The organism is uncultured Sneathiella sp., from assembly GCF_963976355.1.
GTDB lineage: Bacteria > Pseudomonadota > Alphaproteobacteria > Sneathiellales > Sneathiellaceae > Sneathiella.
On the sequence record NZ_CAXBKA010000002.1, the window covers coordinates 467,644 to 483,960 of the forward strand.

Genomic DNA, 16,317 nt, shown 5'->3' on the forward strand with positions numbered 1-16,317 from the left:
GGGTACCGCTTCCAAACACATAAGGGAGACGGTTATGGCGGATCTGAAGGGAAAGACACTCTTTATCACGGGCGCAAGCCGGGGGATCGGCCTTGCCATCGGCAAGCGGGCCGCCGCTGACGGCGCCAATGTCGTGATCGCGGCCAAGACCGCCGAGCCCCATGCCAAGCTGCCCGGCACCATCTACACCGCGGCGGAGGAAATCGAGGCGGCGGGTGGCAAAGCCCTGCCGCTGATCGTCGATGTGCGTGAGGAGGGGCTGGTCGAGGATGCCATGGCCAAGGCGGCCGGCACCTTCGGTGGTATCGATATTCTCGTCAACAACGCCTCCGCCATCAGCCTGACCGGCACGCTGCAGACGCCGATGAAGCGCTATGATCTGATGCATCAGATCAATGTGCGCGGCACCTATCTTTGTTCGCAGAAGGCCATTCCCTATCTCAAGGAGGCGGATAACCCGCATGTGCTCAACCTGTCGCCGCCGCTCAATTTCGAGGCGCACTGGTTTTCCCCGCATGTCGCCTACAGCATGGCGAAATACGGCATGAGCCTCTGTGTGCTCGGCATGACGGAGGAATTCAAAAAGGACGGCATCGCCTTTAACGCGCTCTGGCCGCGCACGGCGATCGCGACGGCGGCCATGGACCTGATCGGCGGGCCGGATGTGCAGAAAAACTGCCGCAAGGTGGAGATCATGGCCGATGCGGCGCATGTCATCCTGACCAAGCCGTCCCGGGAGTTCACCGGCAATTTCTGTGTCGATGACGAGACGCTGGCCTCTGTCGGGGTGATAGACCTCTCTAAATACCGCTTTGAGGGGGTGGAGGAGAAGGATCTTCTCCCCGATTTCTTTGTCTGATCAGGCTGCCTGACGCAGGCCGAGGCGGAGCCAGACATCTTTCAGCGCGCCGACGAGATCGGCCATCATCGCATCGTCGTGGAACGGCGTCGGCGTAATGCGCAGACGTTCCGATCCGCGTGAGACGGTCGGGTAGTTGATCGGCTGGATATAAATTCCGTAATCGTCGAGCAGCGTGTCGCTCGCCTGCTTGCACAGCTCCGCATCATAGACCATGACCGGTACGATATGGGTGACCGAGGGGAGAAGCGGCAGGCCCGCCTCCGATATCAGCCGTTTCAGCGTGGCGGCGCGTTCCTGATGGCGCTCGCGCTCGACATTGCTTTGCTTGAGATGGCGGACGCTGGTGAGCGCGCCTGCGGACATCACCGGCGAGAGGGTGGTGGTGAAGATAAATCCGGTCGCATAGGAGCGGATGGCATCGACGATATTCTCGCTGGCCGTGATGAAGCCACCGATCACGCCGAACGCCTTGCCGAGGGTCCCTTCGATAATATCAATGCGGTGCATCAGCCCCTCACGCTCCGCCACGCCGCCGCCGCGCGGGCCATAGAGGCCGACCGCATGCACTTCATCCAGATAGGTCATGGCGTTGTATTTGTCGGCGAGATCGCAGAACTCGCGGATCGGCGAGATGTCGCCATCCATGGAATAGACGGATTCGAATGCGATTACCTTGGGCCGCGACGGGTCGATCCGTTTCAGCTTGTCCTCGAGATCGCGGGCATCGTTATGGCGGAAGATGATCTTCTCGCAGCCCGAGTGGCGCACGCCGTCGATCATCGAGGCGTGGTTCAGCTCATCGGAAAGGATCACGCAGCCGGGCAGCAGCTTGCCGAGGGTGGAGAGGGTCGCGTCGTTGGAGACAAAGCCGGAGGTGAAGACAAGCGCACTTTCCTTGCCATGCAGATCGGCTAGCTCGCGCTCCAGTTCGCAAACCATCCGGGTATTGCCGGAAATATTCCGCGTGCCACCGGCGCCGGCGCCATAGGTATCGGCGGCGTCCTTGATGGCTTTCAGCACGTCGGGATGCTGGCCCATGCCAAGATAGTCGTTGGAACACCAGATGGTCACATCCTGCTCGGTGCCGTCTTCAAGGTAGCGGGTGGCGCGGGGGAAATCCCCGGCGTGGCGGCGCAGTTCGGTGAAGACGCGGTAGCGCTTCTCCTGTTTCAGAGCAGCGATCGCCTGCTCAAACATGCTGTTATAATCCATCGCCTGCCCTTAACTCTGTGTCCATGACCATCGACTGTCCTTGTTAGATACCGAATTCGCCCTTTCCTTGACAAGGGACAAATGGTCGCAACCGTCGCCTGATCGCCATAATGTGATCCTCCCCCGAGGGCCGGGGTAGATCCATGAGAATTCCCTAATGGGCCATAAACACCGGGATCGGGCAGTTATTCAGCACTTCTTCCGTCACCGCGCCGAAGAACAGACGGCGCAGGCGGCTCCGGGTGTAGGCGCCCATGACCAGCAGGTCCGCATTGCATTTGTCGGCCTGCTCCAGCAGCGATTCGGCGGTTGAGCGGCCATTCGATCCGGTAATCTCGCAACGGTCCGCCGTCACGCCGTACATGGCGAGATAGCGCTGCACGGCCTCGGGATGGATATCCTCATCAAGGTCATCAATGGCAGAAATCAGCATGACCTTTTCCGCACTTTGCAGGAAGGGCAGCGAGTAGGAGAGGGCGCGGCTTGATTCTACCGAGCCGTTCCAGGCAAAGGCAACGCGCTTGCCGATGTCCATCGGGATGACCTTGTCCATCAGCAGGACCGGATGCCCGGTTTCCCGAAGCGCCGTGTTGATCAGCAGGGAGTTGTTGATCTGCTCCTCTCCGTCCTGTTTGCAGATCATGATCAGATCAAACAGGCGGCCGTAGCTGTGGATGGTGTCTTCGCTGTTACCCTGCTTTTCGACAAACCGGCAGGACGGGCCGTCGGCGGTCGGGCGGTCGGCAATATTGGTGATGATCGGGATTTCCATGCGCGAGGTGATTTCCTTGAACAGGGCGGCGGCACGCAGGCGGCGCTCCTCTCCGTCCTTTTCCGCCATCTCGATCACACTCTCGATCATGGTCGAGGTCATGCCCTCGCCGACGAAGGCAGCGGCCGAGCGCGGGTCGATCTTGATATGCAGGGCGTTTACATGGGCGCCGAAGCGAATGGCCATGTTAAATGCGCTCTCCAACGCCTGGGCGTCACTGTTATTGGCCGCACCGGACATGGGGACAAGAATATTCTTAAAATGCATAGGACACCTCAGCCTGTGAAGTTTCTTTTAAATGTAACACTAAGACCCTACATCTTAAAGGTTTTTATGGCTCATTCCGCATTGTGACTGCTTTTGCTGTCCGCCTCGACAGTCACCGGGTCCTGATGGACGATGGCTTCGGCCTCCGGATATTCCGCCATCAGCCGGACTTCGACCGTATCGGCGATGAGATGGGCGTCATGCAGGCTGATGCTGCCGTCCATGTCGATATGCATCTGCATGAAGACCTGCTGGCCGGAGCGGCGGGTCCTGAGGTCATGCAGGCCCAGCACACCGGGCTGGCCGAGGACGATCGTCTTGATATTCTCCCGTTCCTCTTCGCCCAGTTCTTCGTCCATCAGGTCGGCGAAAGACGTGCGGACGATGGCAATGGCGCTGTAGAGCAGGACGCCGGCGATGAGGATTGCAAACAGGCCGTCCGCATAATGCCACAAAAAGACCATTTCGAGGACCAGCGCCAGGATCACGCTGCCGTTGATCAGCAGGTCGCCGACGTAATGCAGCGAATCGGCGGAAATCGCCACCGAGCGCGTCCTGCGGATGACATAGCGCTGATACAAGACAAGACCAAGGGTCAGCAGGATGGAGACTACCATGACGATGATCCCGACAGTCTCCGCCTGGATGGGCTTGGGGTGCAGCAGCCTCTCCCCGGCCTGAAACAGAAGAAAGACGGCCGAGCCCATGATAATCGCGGACTGGAACAGCCCAGCCAGTGCTTCCGCCTTGCCATGGCCGAACCGGTGATCCCGGTCCGCCGGGACCAGCGACTGGCGCACGGCGAACAGATTGATGGCCGAGGCCACGAGATCGAGCAGGGAATCGACCAGTGTCGAGAGCATGGCGACCGAATTGGTGGCGAAATAGGCGAACAGCTTGATGGCGATCAGGGTTAGCGCGACGCCCACCGCCGCATAGGTCGCCGATCGCATCAGGTGGCTGTGCTCTTCGTTCGTTTCCTGGGTGAATACCTTGTCCTGTTCTTCTGTCACGATACGGTTTTCCTTACGGGAACAGGATGTTTTCCGTCCAGCCTTCCGCGCCTTTTTCATAGCGGCGGCGCTCATGCAGACGAAAGGGGCGGTCGCGCCAGAACTCGATTCTTGCCGGGATCACTCGGAAGCCAGACCAGTATTCGGGGCGGGGAATCGCTCCGATGGCGTATTTCGCGGCATATTTTGCGACTTCCGTCTCCAGCGTGAAGCGGCCCGGCATGGCGCGCGACTGCTGGCTTGCCCAGGCGCCGATGCGGCTATCGCGCGGGCGGCTGTCGAAATAGGCGTCGGCTTCGGCATCGCTGACAACCTCGACCGTGCCCTGAATGCGGATGCTGCGCCGGAGGGTTTTCCAGTGAAAGCCGAGCGCGGCGCGGGGGTTGGTCCGCAATTCCATGCCCTTCTGGCTTTCGAAATTGGTGTAGAAAACAAATCCGCGCTCATCCACGCCTTTCAGCAACACCATGCGCACCGACGGCTGCCCGTCCGCATCGGCGGTCGCCAGTGACATGGCGGTGGGGTCGTTCGGCTCGCTTTTCTCGGCCTCCGCCATCCAGTCCTGAAATTCCGCCAGAAGCTCGGAAATATTCTTCACAGTCATGCCTACCTACCCGTTATCAAGCCGGTTATCCGCGGATTCCGGCCAACCTAGCGCGCACCGACGGATTTGTCGATCCATGTCGTTTAACGTAAGATAGCCTTTCCCGTAAGTTTTTGAAATTATTTGTGATGGGTCTTTTGCTACAAAAACTTATGTTGGCCCTATATAGTATGGGGGAAGGACATTGCCTGATTAATTGTCAGGGGTAAATTTTTACGATGACAAGGATTGAAGGATGAAAAAATCGAATTTATGGGTCGTATCGGCTCTGGCCGCGGCGCTTGCCCTTTCCGGATGTGCGGGTGCCCAGAACAACCCTAAAACAACCGGTGGCGCCATTATTGGCGGTATCGGCGGCGCGCTCCTCGGTTCCGCCTTTGGCAAGGGAACGGGGCGGCTTGTTGCCGTCGGTGTCGGTACGCTGGCCGGTGCGATGATCGGCAGCTCGGTCGGCAAGACCCTTGATGAGGCTGACCGCGCCGCAATCGACCGCGCCGAGAAACAGGCGACGACCGCGCCGATGGGGCAGACGATCACCTGGAATAACCCCGACAGCGGAAATTCCGGATCGATCACACCGGTACGGGATGGCAACCATGTGGATGGCCGCTATTGCCGCGAATTCCAGCAGACCGTTGAAATCGGCGGTAAGCTTGAAAAGGGATACGGTACGGCCTGTCGCCAGCCGGACGGTTCCTGGCAGATCATGAGTTAAATGACAGGAGAAGGGGCGGCCCGCTGTTCTGGCAATATGGCAGGGGAAGGGTCGATCAGCAGTATATATGAAACGGATTGAGCTTTTCATGGCGGCGCTGACGGCGGCGCTTCTGGTGTCGTCAGCGCTTGCCCCTCTCTCCCGCGCCGGGTTTCAGGAAGGGGTCGAGGCCTATGAGGCCAAGGACTATATGGCCGCCTTCGAGGAATGGCTGCCGCTGGCCCAGAAAAATGATCCGGCGGCGATGCGTAATATTGGACATATGTACCGCCGTGGCCTAGGCGTGCCGCAGGATTTCGCCAAGGCCATGACCTGGTACAAGCGCGCGGCGACCATCGGTTTCGACCGGGCGCAGGCCAATGTCGCGGGCATGTATCTCGCCGGGGAAGGGGTTAAACAGAATTACTCCCAGGCGGCCAACTGGTTCGCCCGCGCGGCGCAGCAGGGGCATGTCATCTCGCAATATAACCTGGCGCTGCTGCTGGAAAACGGCCTCGGTGTCAGGAAGGATGAGCGCATGGCGCTCGGCTGGTTCGAACTGGCGGCCAAGGCCGGGCATCCCGGAGCCGCGAAAAGAGCGGCGGAACTGACCGCCGAATTCAAGACCCGCGATCCCATCACCGCTGATATGTCGTCGGAACCGGTGGCAGTGACCGCCACGGCTGACGACGCGGAAACGGACGTCAGCACGCAATCCGCGGCTGAAGACGCAAAGGCCGGGGCGGAAACGGCTGCACCTGCGGAAACGGAAACTCCAAAAACCGAAGCAACGGCAACCCCGGCGCAATCGGAAACTGTCGCGGCAGCGCCCGCCGCGGAGACGACAGCCGCGTCATCGGGACAAGGGGTGCAGAAGAAAGGCTTCTATGAGGCCCTGCGCTCTCTGGTAACGAAGGATACGCCTGAAGCAAGTGCGCCGCAACCGGCCGCCCCGGCGGAACCGTCCCCGACGGTCGCCACGGCAACACCGACGGATAAGGCCACCTCGGATGCCATAGAGCCCGCCACCTCCGGTGCGGTTACCCGTGCGGAGGAACCGCCGACCCCGGCAGTGAAGCCGGCGCCTGAGCCTGCGGACAAACCGGCGGTCGCCGAAGCACCAAAAGAAACTATGACGGTTGCCTCAAATCCGGCCCCCGCGGCGGCGGAACCGGCCCCGGCACCCGCACCCACAACGTCGGCGCCCGCCGCACCCGGATCGGGCCTCAGCCTCGCGGAAAAGATGGAAATGGCCGATCTCGCCTATTCATTGCAGCAATATCAGCAATCCCTCGGCATCTGGGCCCCGCTCGCCGCCGAGGGCAATGCGATGGCGCAATACCGCCTGGGAGTCCTCTTTAACAGCGGGCAGGGGGTCCCGGTGGACCGCGTCCGGGCCTATTACTGGTGGGACAAGGCAAGAAGCAATGGCTCCACCGCCGCTGCCTCGGCCATCGGCACGCTGGAACAGACCTTGACGCATCTTGAAAAAAGACAAATAGATCGTGTGAATTAGTTAAAACCTAAGGAATAAAGTCATATATACTATGAAGGACGTTAGTATTGACTGAGGCGACGCGTTTGCGTCTGACATAGCAACGAATGAAGAACTTATACAGTATACTTGGTGTTTCGAAGTCTGCGAGCCAGCAGGATATCAAATCCGCCTATCGCAAGCTTGCGAAGAAGCATCATCCGGATGCCAACCCGGGGGATACCAAGGTCGAGGAAAAATTCAAGGAAATCTCTGCTGCCTACCATATTCTGGGAGACGAGAAACAGCGCGCCCGTTATGACCGCGGTGAAATCGACGAGCATGGTCAGGAAAAAATGGGCGGGTTCCAGCAGGGGTACTGGCGCTCTGCCAGCGGCGGCAGCGGCGGCGGCGCGGCCGAGGATATCTTCTCCGAGATTTTCGGCAATTTTCGCGGCGGCGGCTTTCGCGGCCGGGTGCCGGAAAAGGGTCGGGACCGTAAATTCGCGATCGAGATAGACTTTGCCGAGGCGGCGCTTGGCGGCAAGCGGCGGCTGACCATGGGCGATGGCGGACGGACGCTCGATGTCTCCATTCCCGCCGGGGTCACCGACGGGCAGCAGATCCGCCTGAAAGGGCAGGGCGAGGAAGGTATTGCGGGCGGTCCGTCCGGTGATATCCTGATCAATGTCACCGTCCGGCCGCATAATTTCTTCCGCCGTGATGGCAAGAACATTCTTGTCGAACTGCCCATCAGCCTGCCCGAAGCGGTGTTGGGTGCCACCGTCAAGGTGCCGACCGTGGATGGGACCGTCAATCTCAAGGTGCCGGCGGGATCGAATACCGGAACGACCCTTCGTCTCAAGGGCAAGGGTATCGGCAAGACTGACCGCGGGGACCAGCTGGTGAAGCTGAAAGTTGTGTTGCCCGAGAAGCAGGACAGTGAGCTTCAGGACCTTGTGGCGAAATGGTCGGAAAAGCATGATTATGACGCGCGATCCAAGCTGAAAGCGAATTAGTCTTTTGACTGCCTTTCACAAGAGGGATAAAAAGACTGTGACAGTTTAGGGTCAAACCCTAAATACGAGAACAGTAGCGAGGGGATCAGTATGACGCAGCAGCAAGGGCTTATGGCCGGTAAGAAGGGCCTGATTATGGGGGTCGCCAATAATCATTCCCTGGCCTGGGGAATTGCCAAGACACTGCATGAACATGGCGCGGAAATCGCCTTTACATATCAGGGGGAAGCGCTCGGCAAGCGTGTGGTGCCGCTGGCCGAAAGCGTGGGGTCGGACACGGTCCTGGAATGCGACGTCACCGACGATGCCTCCATGGACGCGGTGTTCGCGGCCCTTAAGGAGAAATGGGGCAAAATCGACTATTTCGTCCATGCCATCGGCTTTTCCGACAAGACACAGCTGCGCGGTAACTTCTCCGATACGACCCGCGAGAATTTCGCCATGACCATGGATATTTCCTGCTTTTCCTTTATCGCCCTTGCCAAGCGCGCCTCGGAGCTGATGGAGAATGGCGGCAGCATGGTGACACTGACCTATTACGGGGCGGAGCGGGTTGTTCCCCATTATAATGTGATGGGTGTCGCCAAAGCGGGGCTAGAGGCGGCGACGCGTTATCTTGCCGTTGAAATGGGACGGAAGAATATCCGCGTCAATGCGCTGTCCGCCGGACCGATCAAGACGCTTGCGGCGTCAGGTATCGGTGACTTCCGCTATATCCTGAAATGGAATGAATATAACGCACCGCTCAAGCGCAATGTCACCATTGATGATGTCGGCGGATCGGCGCTCTATCTGCTGAGCGATCTTGGCGCCGGGGTGTCGGGGGAAACCCATCATGTGGATGCGGGCTATCATGTTGTCGGGATGAAGGCGGAAGACGCGCCGGACATCACCAAATAGGCCGGCATCTCCGGCACAGTATTTTTAAACGGAAGACCTTATGTCTCACAATAGTTTCGGTCACCTGTTCCGGGTGACGACCTGGGGGGAAAGCCATGGCCCCGCGCTCGGCTGCGTCATTGACGGATGCCCGCCGCTCATCGAGGTGAGCGAGGCGGAACTCCAGCACTGGATGGACCGGCGTAAGCCCGGCCAGTCGCGCTTCACAACCCAGCGCAAGGAACCCGATGCCGTCCGCATCCTCTCGGGCGTATTCGAGGGGAAGACGACGGGCACGCCGATCAGCCTGATGATCGAGAATGTGGATCAGCGGTCCAAGGACTATGGCGATATCAAGGACAAGTTCCGCCCTGGCCATGCGGATTACACCTATTATACGAAATACGGCATCCGCGACTATCGCGGCGGTGGCCGGTCCAGCGCGCGGGAAACGGCGGCGCGGGTGGCGGCGGGCGGTATCGCGCGAAAGGTGCTGGGCGAGGACATCAGGATCAAGGGCTATCTCACCCAGATCGGCGACCGGGTGATCGACCGCGCCCGCGCGGATTTTTCCGAGATTGACAATAATCCCTTCTGGTCGCCTGATCCGGGCATCGTCGAGGACTGGACGGTCTATCTTGATGCGATCCGCAAAGCGGGATCCTCCGTCGGCGCAGTGATCGAGGTTGTGGCCTCCGGTGTTCCGGCCGGACTTGGCGCGCCCATATACGGCAAGCTCGATTCCGATCTTGCCATGGCGATGATGACGATCAATGCGGTGAAGGGGGTCGAAATTGGTGATGGCTTTTCTGCCGCGTCGCTGACCGGCGAGAGCAATGCGGATGAGATGCGGGCCGGGAATGAGGGATTCCCACGCTTCTTGAGCAATCATGCGGGCGGCATCCTCGGCGGGATTTCATCGGGGCAGGATATTGTCGTTCGGTTCGCCGTGAAACCAACCTCCTCCATCCTGAAGCCGCGCGATACTGTTGATATTGAGGGCAACGAGACGGAAATCCAGACCAAGGGCCGCCATGATCCCTGCGTTGGCATCCGGGCTGTCCCGGTGGGCGAGGCGATGATGGCCTGCGTCCTTGCCGATCATCTTTTGCGTCATCGCGGCCAGAACGGTTAAACTGAAAAGCAATAACATCCAGCGAGAGGAGAGCCCCATGTCCCAGCCCAAATATGTTCACGCCCTTGATATCGAGGTGCCCGCCCGTAAGGATCTGGACGAGGGGACACGGAAATATTTCGAACTCTGCGACGAGAAGCTTGGCATGGTGCCGAACGTGCTGGCCGCCTATAGCTTCGATGCCGCCAAGCTGCGCCCCTTTTCGGACATGTATGGGGAACTGATGTTGGGGGAATCGGGCCTCTCCAAGCTGGAGCGGGAAATGATCGCGGTTGCCGTCTCCTCGGTGAACAACTGCTTTTACTGCCTGACCGCCCATGGCGCGGCGGTGCGGGAGCTGTCCGGTGATCCTGTCCTCGGGGAGCTGATGGTCATGAACTACCGCGCGGCGGAGATTTCGGCGAAACAGCGGGCCATGCTCGATTTCGCCTACAAGCTGACCAAGACCCCGAACGAGATGGAGGAAAGCGACCGTCAGGCGCTCCGCGATGCGGGCTGGACCGACCGCGATATCTGGGATATTTCGGCGACGGCTTCCTTCTATAACATGACCAACCGCATGGCCTCCGCCATCGACATGATGCCGAACCCGGAATATCACTCCCAGGCGCGGTAGGGCCCGTCCAGTTTCGTATTCTTGCGGAACAGGTCCGCCAGCAGCGTCGTCGCTGGTCCGGCAAGATCAGCCGCCGGGATGACGAGGCTGAGCGGTATCCGCATTTCCAGCCGGTCGCGGCTGTTGACAGGCTGCAAGAGGCCGCTTCTGATATCCTCTTCAAACATATGCGGCGCCAGCCAGCAGAATCCCATGCCGGACATCAGGATATCCCGTGCCTGATAAAACACGCTGACGGTCCAGCGCTGCTCCGATTTCAGCCAGCCGATAGTCGCCGGAACGGGCGTCGTCGTGCCGTCGCTGATGACAATCTGCAGGGCGCGCTGCAATTCCCGATCCTCGATCGGCGTACGGGAGGTGACAAGAGGGTTGTCCCGGTGGGCATAGGGGCGCATCGGGATGGTCAGCAGCGGCGTGCCGAAAAAACCGTGGGGAATGACCGGGGTGACGACAAGATCGGCCTTGGCGGCGGTGATCGCCTCCACCGCGCCGTTCAGGATGACGCTGTCGATCTTGAGGCGGGTATTTTCCCCGCGCGCATGAAATTCCTTGAGGATGTCCGTCAGGATGGCGCGGGGATATAACCCCTCGACCGCCAGCGTCACCTCGGTTTCCCAGCCCATCTGGGCAATCTTGGTCAGGGTTTCCAGATCCTTTGCATCCGCCAGCAATTGGCGCGAGCGCCGCCGCACCATTTCGCCGACCGGGGTGAGTCGAACCTGCTTGCCACTGACCGTGAGAAGCTTAACCCCGAGCTGTTCCTGCAGTTTCTGGATTGCATGGTGCAGGGAGGAATGGCTGCGGTTGAGCTTCTCCGCCGCGGGCAGATAGCCGCCGTGGTCAATGACGGCATTAAAGATACGCCATTGGGTAAGTGTTGCTTTATTCATGTCGAATAAATAGACAATAATACGCGAAAAAATTCAATTTATTTTCTATTCGACCAACATATATTCCGGAAATACACCATTAACCCTGTATGCGGAGTCTAGTGTCATGGAAAAACTGAACCCTTTATTTGATCTCGCCGGGCGCATATTTATGGCGCTTTTATTCATCCCCGCCGGTGCCGGCAAAATTTCCGGCTATGCGGGAACGCAGGGTTATATGGAATCGGTCGGCGTGCCGGGAATCCTGTTGCCGCTTGTGATCATCGTGGAACTTGGTGGCGGCATCGCCATTCTTCTCGGCTGGCAGACGCGCATCGTCGCCTTTCTGCTTGCCGGTTTCTGCCTCGTTTCAGCGCTGTTGTTCCACTTCCAGCCCGCAGACCAGATGCAGATGATCCTGTTCATGAAGAATATCGCCATCGCGGGCGGATTGCTGTTCCTTGTCGCCAATGGGGCCGGGGCGCTCAGCATCGACCGCTGGCGTCAGAAAAGCTGATCGATAATCATGTTTTCTAAAGGCGGCGGGGTAGCAATATCCCGCCGCTTTTCTTGATTAGGATCATGGCGCGCCGCTAATCGGAGGCTTAAACTTTCAACATGGCAAGAAAGGAGTGCGACTATGATCGTTTCTAAAAATATTACTGCTTTCGCTAGCGCCCTCGCTCTTTCGCTCGGAATGCTGGTCGGTTCTGCAGGTATGGTAGAGGCTCAGCAGACGGGTGAGCAAATTTACGGCAGTCAGATGATGACTGAGCAAGAGCGGATGGAATACCGAAATCAGATGATGAATGCCAAGACCGAACAGGAGCGCGAGCAGATCCGTATGGAGCACCACACCGAGATGCAGGCCCGCGCAAAAGAACGCGGTGTCACCCTTCCCGAAAATCCGCCCATGGGTAAGGGGATGGGCTCTGGCAAAGGCATGGGGTCTGGAATGGGAATGAAGAAAAAGGGCAGCGGCGGTTGAGGTCTGAAATCCGGCTGTGACGGTCAGCGCGTCTTCGCGGCAGCTTCGGTGAGGATATCAATCTCGGCGCCTTTCAGATGGGCATTTTCCGAGATATGGCGGCGCCAGGCGCGCGCGCCGGGGCGGCCCTGAAACAGGCCGAGCATATGGCGGGTGATGGATTTGAGCGGAACGCCTCTCGCCATTTCCCGCTCGATATAGGGGAGCATGTCCTCGACGACTTCGCGCCGCTCCGGCGCGCTGTCCTCAACGCCGTAGTAGCGGCGGTCGATCTCGGCAAGGAAATAAGGGTTCTGATAGGCCTCCCGCCCGATCATCACGCCATCGACCTGTTCAAGATGCGCGTCGATCTCTTCGCAGGTGGTGATGCCGCCGTTCAGAATGATCTCCAGCTCCGGGAAGTCATTTTTAAGCTGATAGACCCGGTCATAGTTGAGCGGCGGGATGGTGCGGTTCTCCTTGGGGCTGAGGCCGGTCAGCCAGGCCTTGCGCGCATGGATGATGAAGGTCTCGACCCCCGTCTCGGCCACTCGCTCGATAAAGGATTTGAAATAGTCATAGCTATCGAGATCGTCGATGCCGATCCGCGTCTTCACGGTGACGGGGAGGGAGGTGGCCGCCTTCATCGCCGTCATGCAGGCCGCGACCGTCTCCGGCTCCGCCATCAGGCAGGCCCCGAAGCGGCCGGTCTGCACCCGGTCGGACGGGCAGCCGACATTGAGGTTGATCTCCCGGTAGCCATAGCCCTCCGCGATTTCCGAACAGCGGGCGAGCGCTTCGGGATCGCTCCCGCCGAGCTGAAGGGCCAGCGGCTGCTCCGCCGGATCAAAGCGCAGGAACCGGTTGGCGTCGCCATGGATGATCGCCCCCGTCGTCACCATCTCCGTATAGAGCAGCGCGCGCGCGGAGATAAGGCGCAGGAAATACCGGTCATGCCGGTCCGTCCAGTCCATCATCGGCGCAATGCTTATGGTGCGGTTCAGTTTTGTCACATGTTCCTCGGTTAAGTCCTGAGCACCCATATAAGGAAAACGGCCGGACGATAAAAGAAAAAATGGTGCCTGTGCGAGCGTGATGGCCGACTATGCCCTCTCTATAAACTACCAATACCGTTGGTAATACGCTTTAAAATGCCCCATACCTCATCGTCCATGCCGCTGTTTCTGACGGTGGCGAGGATTTTTATGTATTTGTATTCGTACCGAGCCCATTTTCGCAAGCCATCGATGATGTCACGCCCATGCCGGACTAGCAGATCCTCGAAAGGGCCTGTCGCAATTTTCACCAGCGCTTCATCTTTTTCGAACAGGGTACACATTACTCTGACGATCCTGAGGCCTTCATACGGATCATCTTTGCACAGACGCATCAGTTCTTCATGGGCCCAGGAACATTTTTTTCTGGCAGGGGAGTCTTCTTCGGAGGTGATATATGCCATCCAATTGCCGATCAGCTTATGCACGGCAAGAAAATCGGCTTCATTTTCTTCCAGTATCTCCAGATCACTTTTGACGTTCTCTTCGCTGTCTGATTCTGAATCGTCACCCAAAGATGCTAAATCCATATATTCACGGACAAAATGCATGTCGCAAAGCATGGACAAACCAAAATTGTCGACCAACTCGTCGAACCATTTTTTCTCCTCACGGGCCGTTTTCAAGGGGAGATAAAATTCATACAAGAGCTCCTGTTTGCCATCATCGAATTGTCGATGGACGACAATACATTTCCGTTTCTCATCCACCTCGACAATGTGTGAGAAGTGATCCATATAAGATGCCATGCTGTACCCTTTAACATTGCACAAATTCTACTATAAGAATTTAGAAAACAAATTAATACACGTAAAAAAGCCTATATTGTCTGCCACTATAGTGTCGTTGATCCGTTCTAAAAATTTTGTTCTGATGAACGAAATATAGCGAATTCTTTATTCGGTTGTGGTTCGCGACGCCTTATACGCTTCAAAGGCCGTGCGCAGTTTTTGGTATCTCGTTCTCTGGTCTGGAGTTAGCGGAGCGCGGTTTGCTATTCGCAGGATATCCTTGAACATATAGCCGGACCGGAAGAAATAGGGGCGGCATTCCAGAAAGCAAATCGCTGCTTCCATTGCATATGTATCTCCATCAAGGATGCGCTCATATGCCCCTTCGAGACCACTCGGGAATGCAAGCTTGTCATATTCCTGATGAAAGGTTCTGCATGCTTCCTGCCATTCTTTTAACTTCTCGTTATTCTCGCCGCGAAACGGGAAAGTTTCTTTAATGCGCTGGTGGAGCCGGGTAATTTTCTCTGCGTTTCGCAGCAACTCGTTCCTATATTGGCTCATTTTTCAACCGTATCCATGCCACCAGAATGCTGCGTAAATTAAACCATTTGTTGATTTTACCATCAATATAATTCTATCAAATTAAAAACCCACGCTTTTTCCCATGTATGTAGCCGGGTTTGAATTTACCTGCTGAAGAGGAAAGGCCCATAGTTACTTAAATGACTGGCCTCTAGTATTCTGGGTAAACCCGCCCGTCCCGGATGCTCCCTAGTCGGGTTTGCGGGCGTGGACGAGGTGGGTCATGCCGGGGATTGTCTGTTCGTCCTGGATATCGACGAAGCCGACCTTCTTCATTTCCGCTTTCAGCCAGCCGGCCGTGACGGAGCGGGCCTCCGGGGTGAAGGCCATATGCTGGAGCTGCCAGAGCGCGGCCATGACAGGGCCGGTCCGGTCATCCTCGACCATGAAATCATGAACCATGATCCGGCCGCCCGGCGCCAGGCAGTCATAGGCATATTTCACCAGCCGCGGAACTTCGCCGCCCGGAATGCCGCTGAACAGATAGGACATCAGGATGGCGTCCTGCTCGGTCGGCCATTCCACGGTCAGCGCGTTGGAGGGGATGTAGCGGACGCGGTTGGTCATGTCGGCATCGGTGATGAAGCGCCAGCCGATCTCGCTGACATTCGGAAAATCGATGATGGTCGAGGTCAGCTCCGGGTTGGCCTCCAGCAGGCGAATGGTCATGGCGCCGGTGCCGCCGCCGACATCGAGTAGGGACGTGGCGCCGGAGAGATCCACGGTGCGGGCAATGGTAAGCCCCGGCCCGAGCGATCCCGCATGCTGCGCGTTGCTATAGAGGGCGGCCTGTTCCGGGTCCGACATCCAGTGCTGATAGGAATCGACGGCATCCGAGTTCAGCGAGCCATCGAGAACGTCATTGAGTTGCCCGAGAAAGGGGTACATCTGCTGATCGATCTGATAGCGGAGATAATCCCCGAAGTCGTATTTTGACGTACGGGAGAGAAAAGCCTCCGCGCCCGGGGAATTCGCATAGAGGTCGTCTTCCCTTTCTACCAACCCGACACCGTTCAGCGCGGTCATCAGCGTGACAATGCGGTTGAGCGGCACGCCGATCACCTCCGACAGCTTTTCGCATGATTTGGGCCCGTCGGCGAGATTTGTAAAAACATCAAGATGCAATCCGGCGAACATCGCCTTGGAGGCCATGAATCCAAAGGCGATGCTAGAGACTTCTTCCGCGGTTTTCACTGGTTTTACAGACATTTAGACTACTTTCTCCTGCTGGTTTTTATTGCGTGCGACATCTCCCCGACGCCTGTGGGCTCATTACCCTGTCGAGTGCGCTTCAAAGCGCTGAGCAGAATGGATGGCCGCACCGGATCCTTCCCGACAGCCCCCTCAGGCTTGGCGAAACGGATTTTAAATTCACCCAAACATTCATCGGGTTATGTCAAGTCATTGACGGCGGGCTTGGGGATTTAAGCCCCCGGCGATATAGCCAGGGACCCGCCCTAAAGGATGTCGAAGTTGAAATCGACAGTAATTGAATGTTTCAAGACCGCATTATCCTATAGAGCCGGTCCGATTTGTCAAATGGCAGGGGAAGGGGCAAAAAAC

General features: G+C 57.9%; 18 protein-coding genes. 9 read left to right on the forward strand and 9 right to left on the reverse strand.

What is annotated here, in order from left to right:
- Positions 1-34 precede the first annotated feature (34 nt).
- Complete coding sequence (locus AAC599_RS05985) at positions 35-859, forward strand: NAD(P)-dependent oxidoreductase (protein WP_340149495.1); 825 nt, start codon at positions 35-37, stop codon at positions 857-859.
- On the opposite strand, the gene hemA is transcribed toward AAC599_RS05985, so the two are convergent.
- From hemA to pdxH, 4 genes are all read right to left on the reverse strand, one after another.
- Complete coding sequence (gene hemA / locus AAC599_RS05990; RefSeq protein ID WP_340149496.1) at positions 860-2,074, reverse strand: 5-aminolevulinate synthase; 1,215 nt, start codon at positions 2,072-2,074, stop codon at positions 860-862.
- A 154-nt stretch (positions 2,075-2,228) separates the two neighbouring features.
- Entirely contained in the window at positions 2,229-3,113 is an 885-nt protein-coding gene (locus AAC599_RS05995) for a universal stress protein (RefSeq protein WP_340149497.1), read from the reverse strand.
- A gap of 71 nt (positions 3,114-3,184) precedes the next feature.
- Complete coding sequence (locus tag AAC599_RS06000; protein ID WP_340149498.1) at positions 3,185-4,126, reverse strand: cation diffusion facilitator family transporter; 942 nt, start codon at positions 4,124-4,126, stop codon at positions 3,185-3,187.
- A gap of 13 nt (positions 4,127-4,139) precedes the next feature.
- Positions 4,140-4,730: a pyridoxamine 5'-phosphate oxidase gene (gene pdxH / locus AAC599_RS06005; RefSeq protein WP_340149499.1), complete on the reverse strand. Its 591-nt coding sequence runs from the start codon at positions 4,728-4,730 to the stop codon at positions 4,140-4,142.
- Between the two features lie 235 nt (positions 4,731-4,965).
- On the opposite strand from pdxH, the gene AAC599_RS06010 reads away from it, so the two are divergent.
- From AAC599_RS06010 to AAC599_RS06035, 6 genes are all read left to right on the forward strand, one after another.
- A complete protein-coding gene (locus AAC599_RS06010; RefSeq protein ID WP_340149500.1) occupies positions 4,966-5,445 on the forward strand; it encodes an RT0821/Lpp0805 family surface protein in 480 nt (159 codons plus the stop codon).
- Positions 5,446-5,512: 67 nt separating this feature from the next.
- Positions 5,513-6,940, forward strand: a complete 1,428-nt coding sequence (locus tag AAC599_RS06015) for a hypothetical protein (protein WP_340149501.1) — start codon at positions 5,513-5,515, stop codon at positions 6,938-6,940.
- Between the two features lie 86 nt (positions 6,941-7,026).
- On the forward strand, positions 7,027-7,917 hold the full coding sequence (locus tag AAC599_RS06020) for a J domain-containing protein (protein ID WP_340149502.1): 891 nt from the start codon (positions 7,027-7,029) through the stop codon (positions 7,915-7,917).
- A 90-nt stretch (positions 7,918-8,007) separates the two neighbouring features.
- Entirely contained in the window at positions 8,008-8,817 is an 810-nt protein-coding gene (gene fabI / locus AAC599_RS06025; RefSeq protein WP_340149503.1) for an enoyl-ACP reductase FabI, read from the forward strand.
- A 40-nt stretch (positions 8,818-8,857) separates the two neighbouring features.
- Positions 8,858-9,931: a chorismate synthase gene (aroC, locus tag AAC599_RS06030; RefSeq protein ID WP_340149504.1), complete on the forward strand. Its 1,074-nt coding sequence runs from the start codon at positions 8,858-8,860 to the stop codon at positions 9,929-9,931.
- Positions 9,932-9,968: 37 nt separating this feature from the next.
- Entirely contained in the window at positions 9,969-10,547 is a 579-nt protein-coding gene (locus tag AAC599_RS06035; RefSeq protein ID WP_340149505.1) for a peroxidase-related enzyme, read from the forward strand.
- On the opposite strand, the gene AAC599_RS06040 is transcribed toward AAC599_RS06035, so the two are convergent.
- The gene (locus AAC599_RS06040; protein ID WP_340149506.1) at positions 10,529-11,437 is read right to left on the reverse strand and encodes a LysR family transcriptional regulator; all 909 of its coding nucleotides are present in this window, start codon (positions 11,435-11,437) and stop codon (positions 10,529-10,531) included. The two genes, AAC599_RS06035 and AAC599_RS06040, sit on opposite strands and share 19 nt — an antisense overlap.
- A 106-nt stretch (positions 11,438-11,543) precedes the next feature.
- Between AAC599_RS06040 and AAC599_RS06045 the strand changes: the two genes are divergently transcribed.
- Together AAC599_RS06045 and AAC599_RS06050 are read left to right on the forward strand one after the other, a co-directional pair.
- A complete protein-coding gene (locus AAC599_RS06045) occupies positions 11,544-11,933 on the forward strand; it encodes a DoxX family protein (RefSeq protein ID WP_340149507.1) in 390 nt (129 codons plus the stop codon).
- 123 nt (positions 11,934-12,056) lie between these two features.
- Entirely contained in the window at positions 12,057-12,404 is a 348-nt protein-coding gene (locus tag AAC599_RS06050; RefSeq protein ID WP_340149508.1) for a hypothetical protein, read from the forward strand.
- Positions 12,405-12,427: 23 nt separating this feature from the next.
- On the opposite strand, the gene dusA is transcribed toward AAC599_RS06050, so the two are convergent.
- The 4 genes from dusA to AAC599_RS06070 all read right to left on the reverse strand — a co-directional run bounded on the left by dusA (position 12,428) and on the right by AAC599_RS06070 (position 15,963).
- Positions 12,428-13,396, reverse strand: coding sequence for a tRNA dihydrouridine(20/20a) synthase DusA (gene dusA / locus AAC599_RS06055; protein ID WP_340149509.1), 969 nt, complete (start codon positions 13,394-13,396; stop codon positions 12,428-12,430).
- A 101-nt stretch (positions 13,397-13,497) separates the two neighbouring features.
- Positions 13,498-14,187, reverse strand: a complete 690-nt coding sequence (locus tag AAC599_RS06060; protein ID WP_340149510.1) for a DUF6869 domain-containing protein — start codon at positions 14,185-14,187, stop codon at positions 13,498-13,500.
- 147 nt (positions 14,188-14,334) lie between these two features.
- Positions 14,335-14,733, reverse strand: coding sequence for a hypothetical protein (locus tag AAC599_RS06065; RefSeq protein ID WP_340149511.1), 399 nt, complete (start codon positions 14,731-14,733; stop codon positions 14,335-14,337).
- 210 nt (positions 14,734-14,943) lie between these two features.
- The gene (locus tag AAC599_RS06070) at positions 14,944-15,963 is read right to left on the reverse strand and encodes a methyltransferase (RefSeq protein ID WP_340149512.1); all 1,020 of its coding nucleotides are present in this window, start codon (positions 15,961-15,963) and stop codon (positions 14,944-14,946) included.
- Positions 15,964-16,317: the final 354 nt, after the last annotated feature.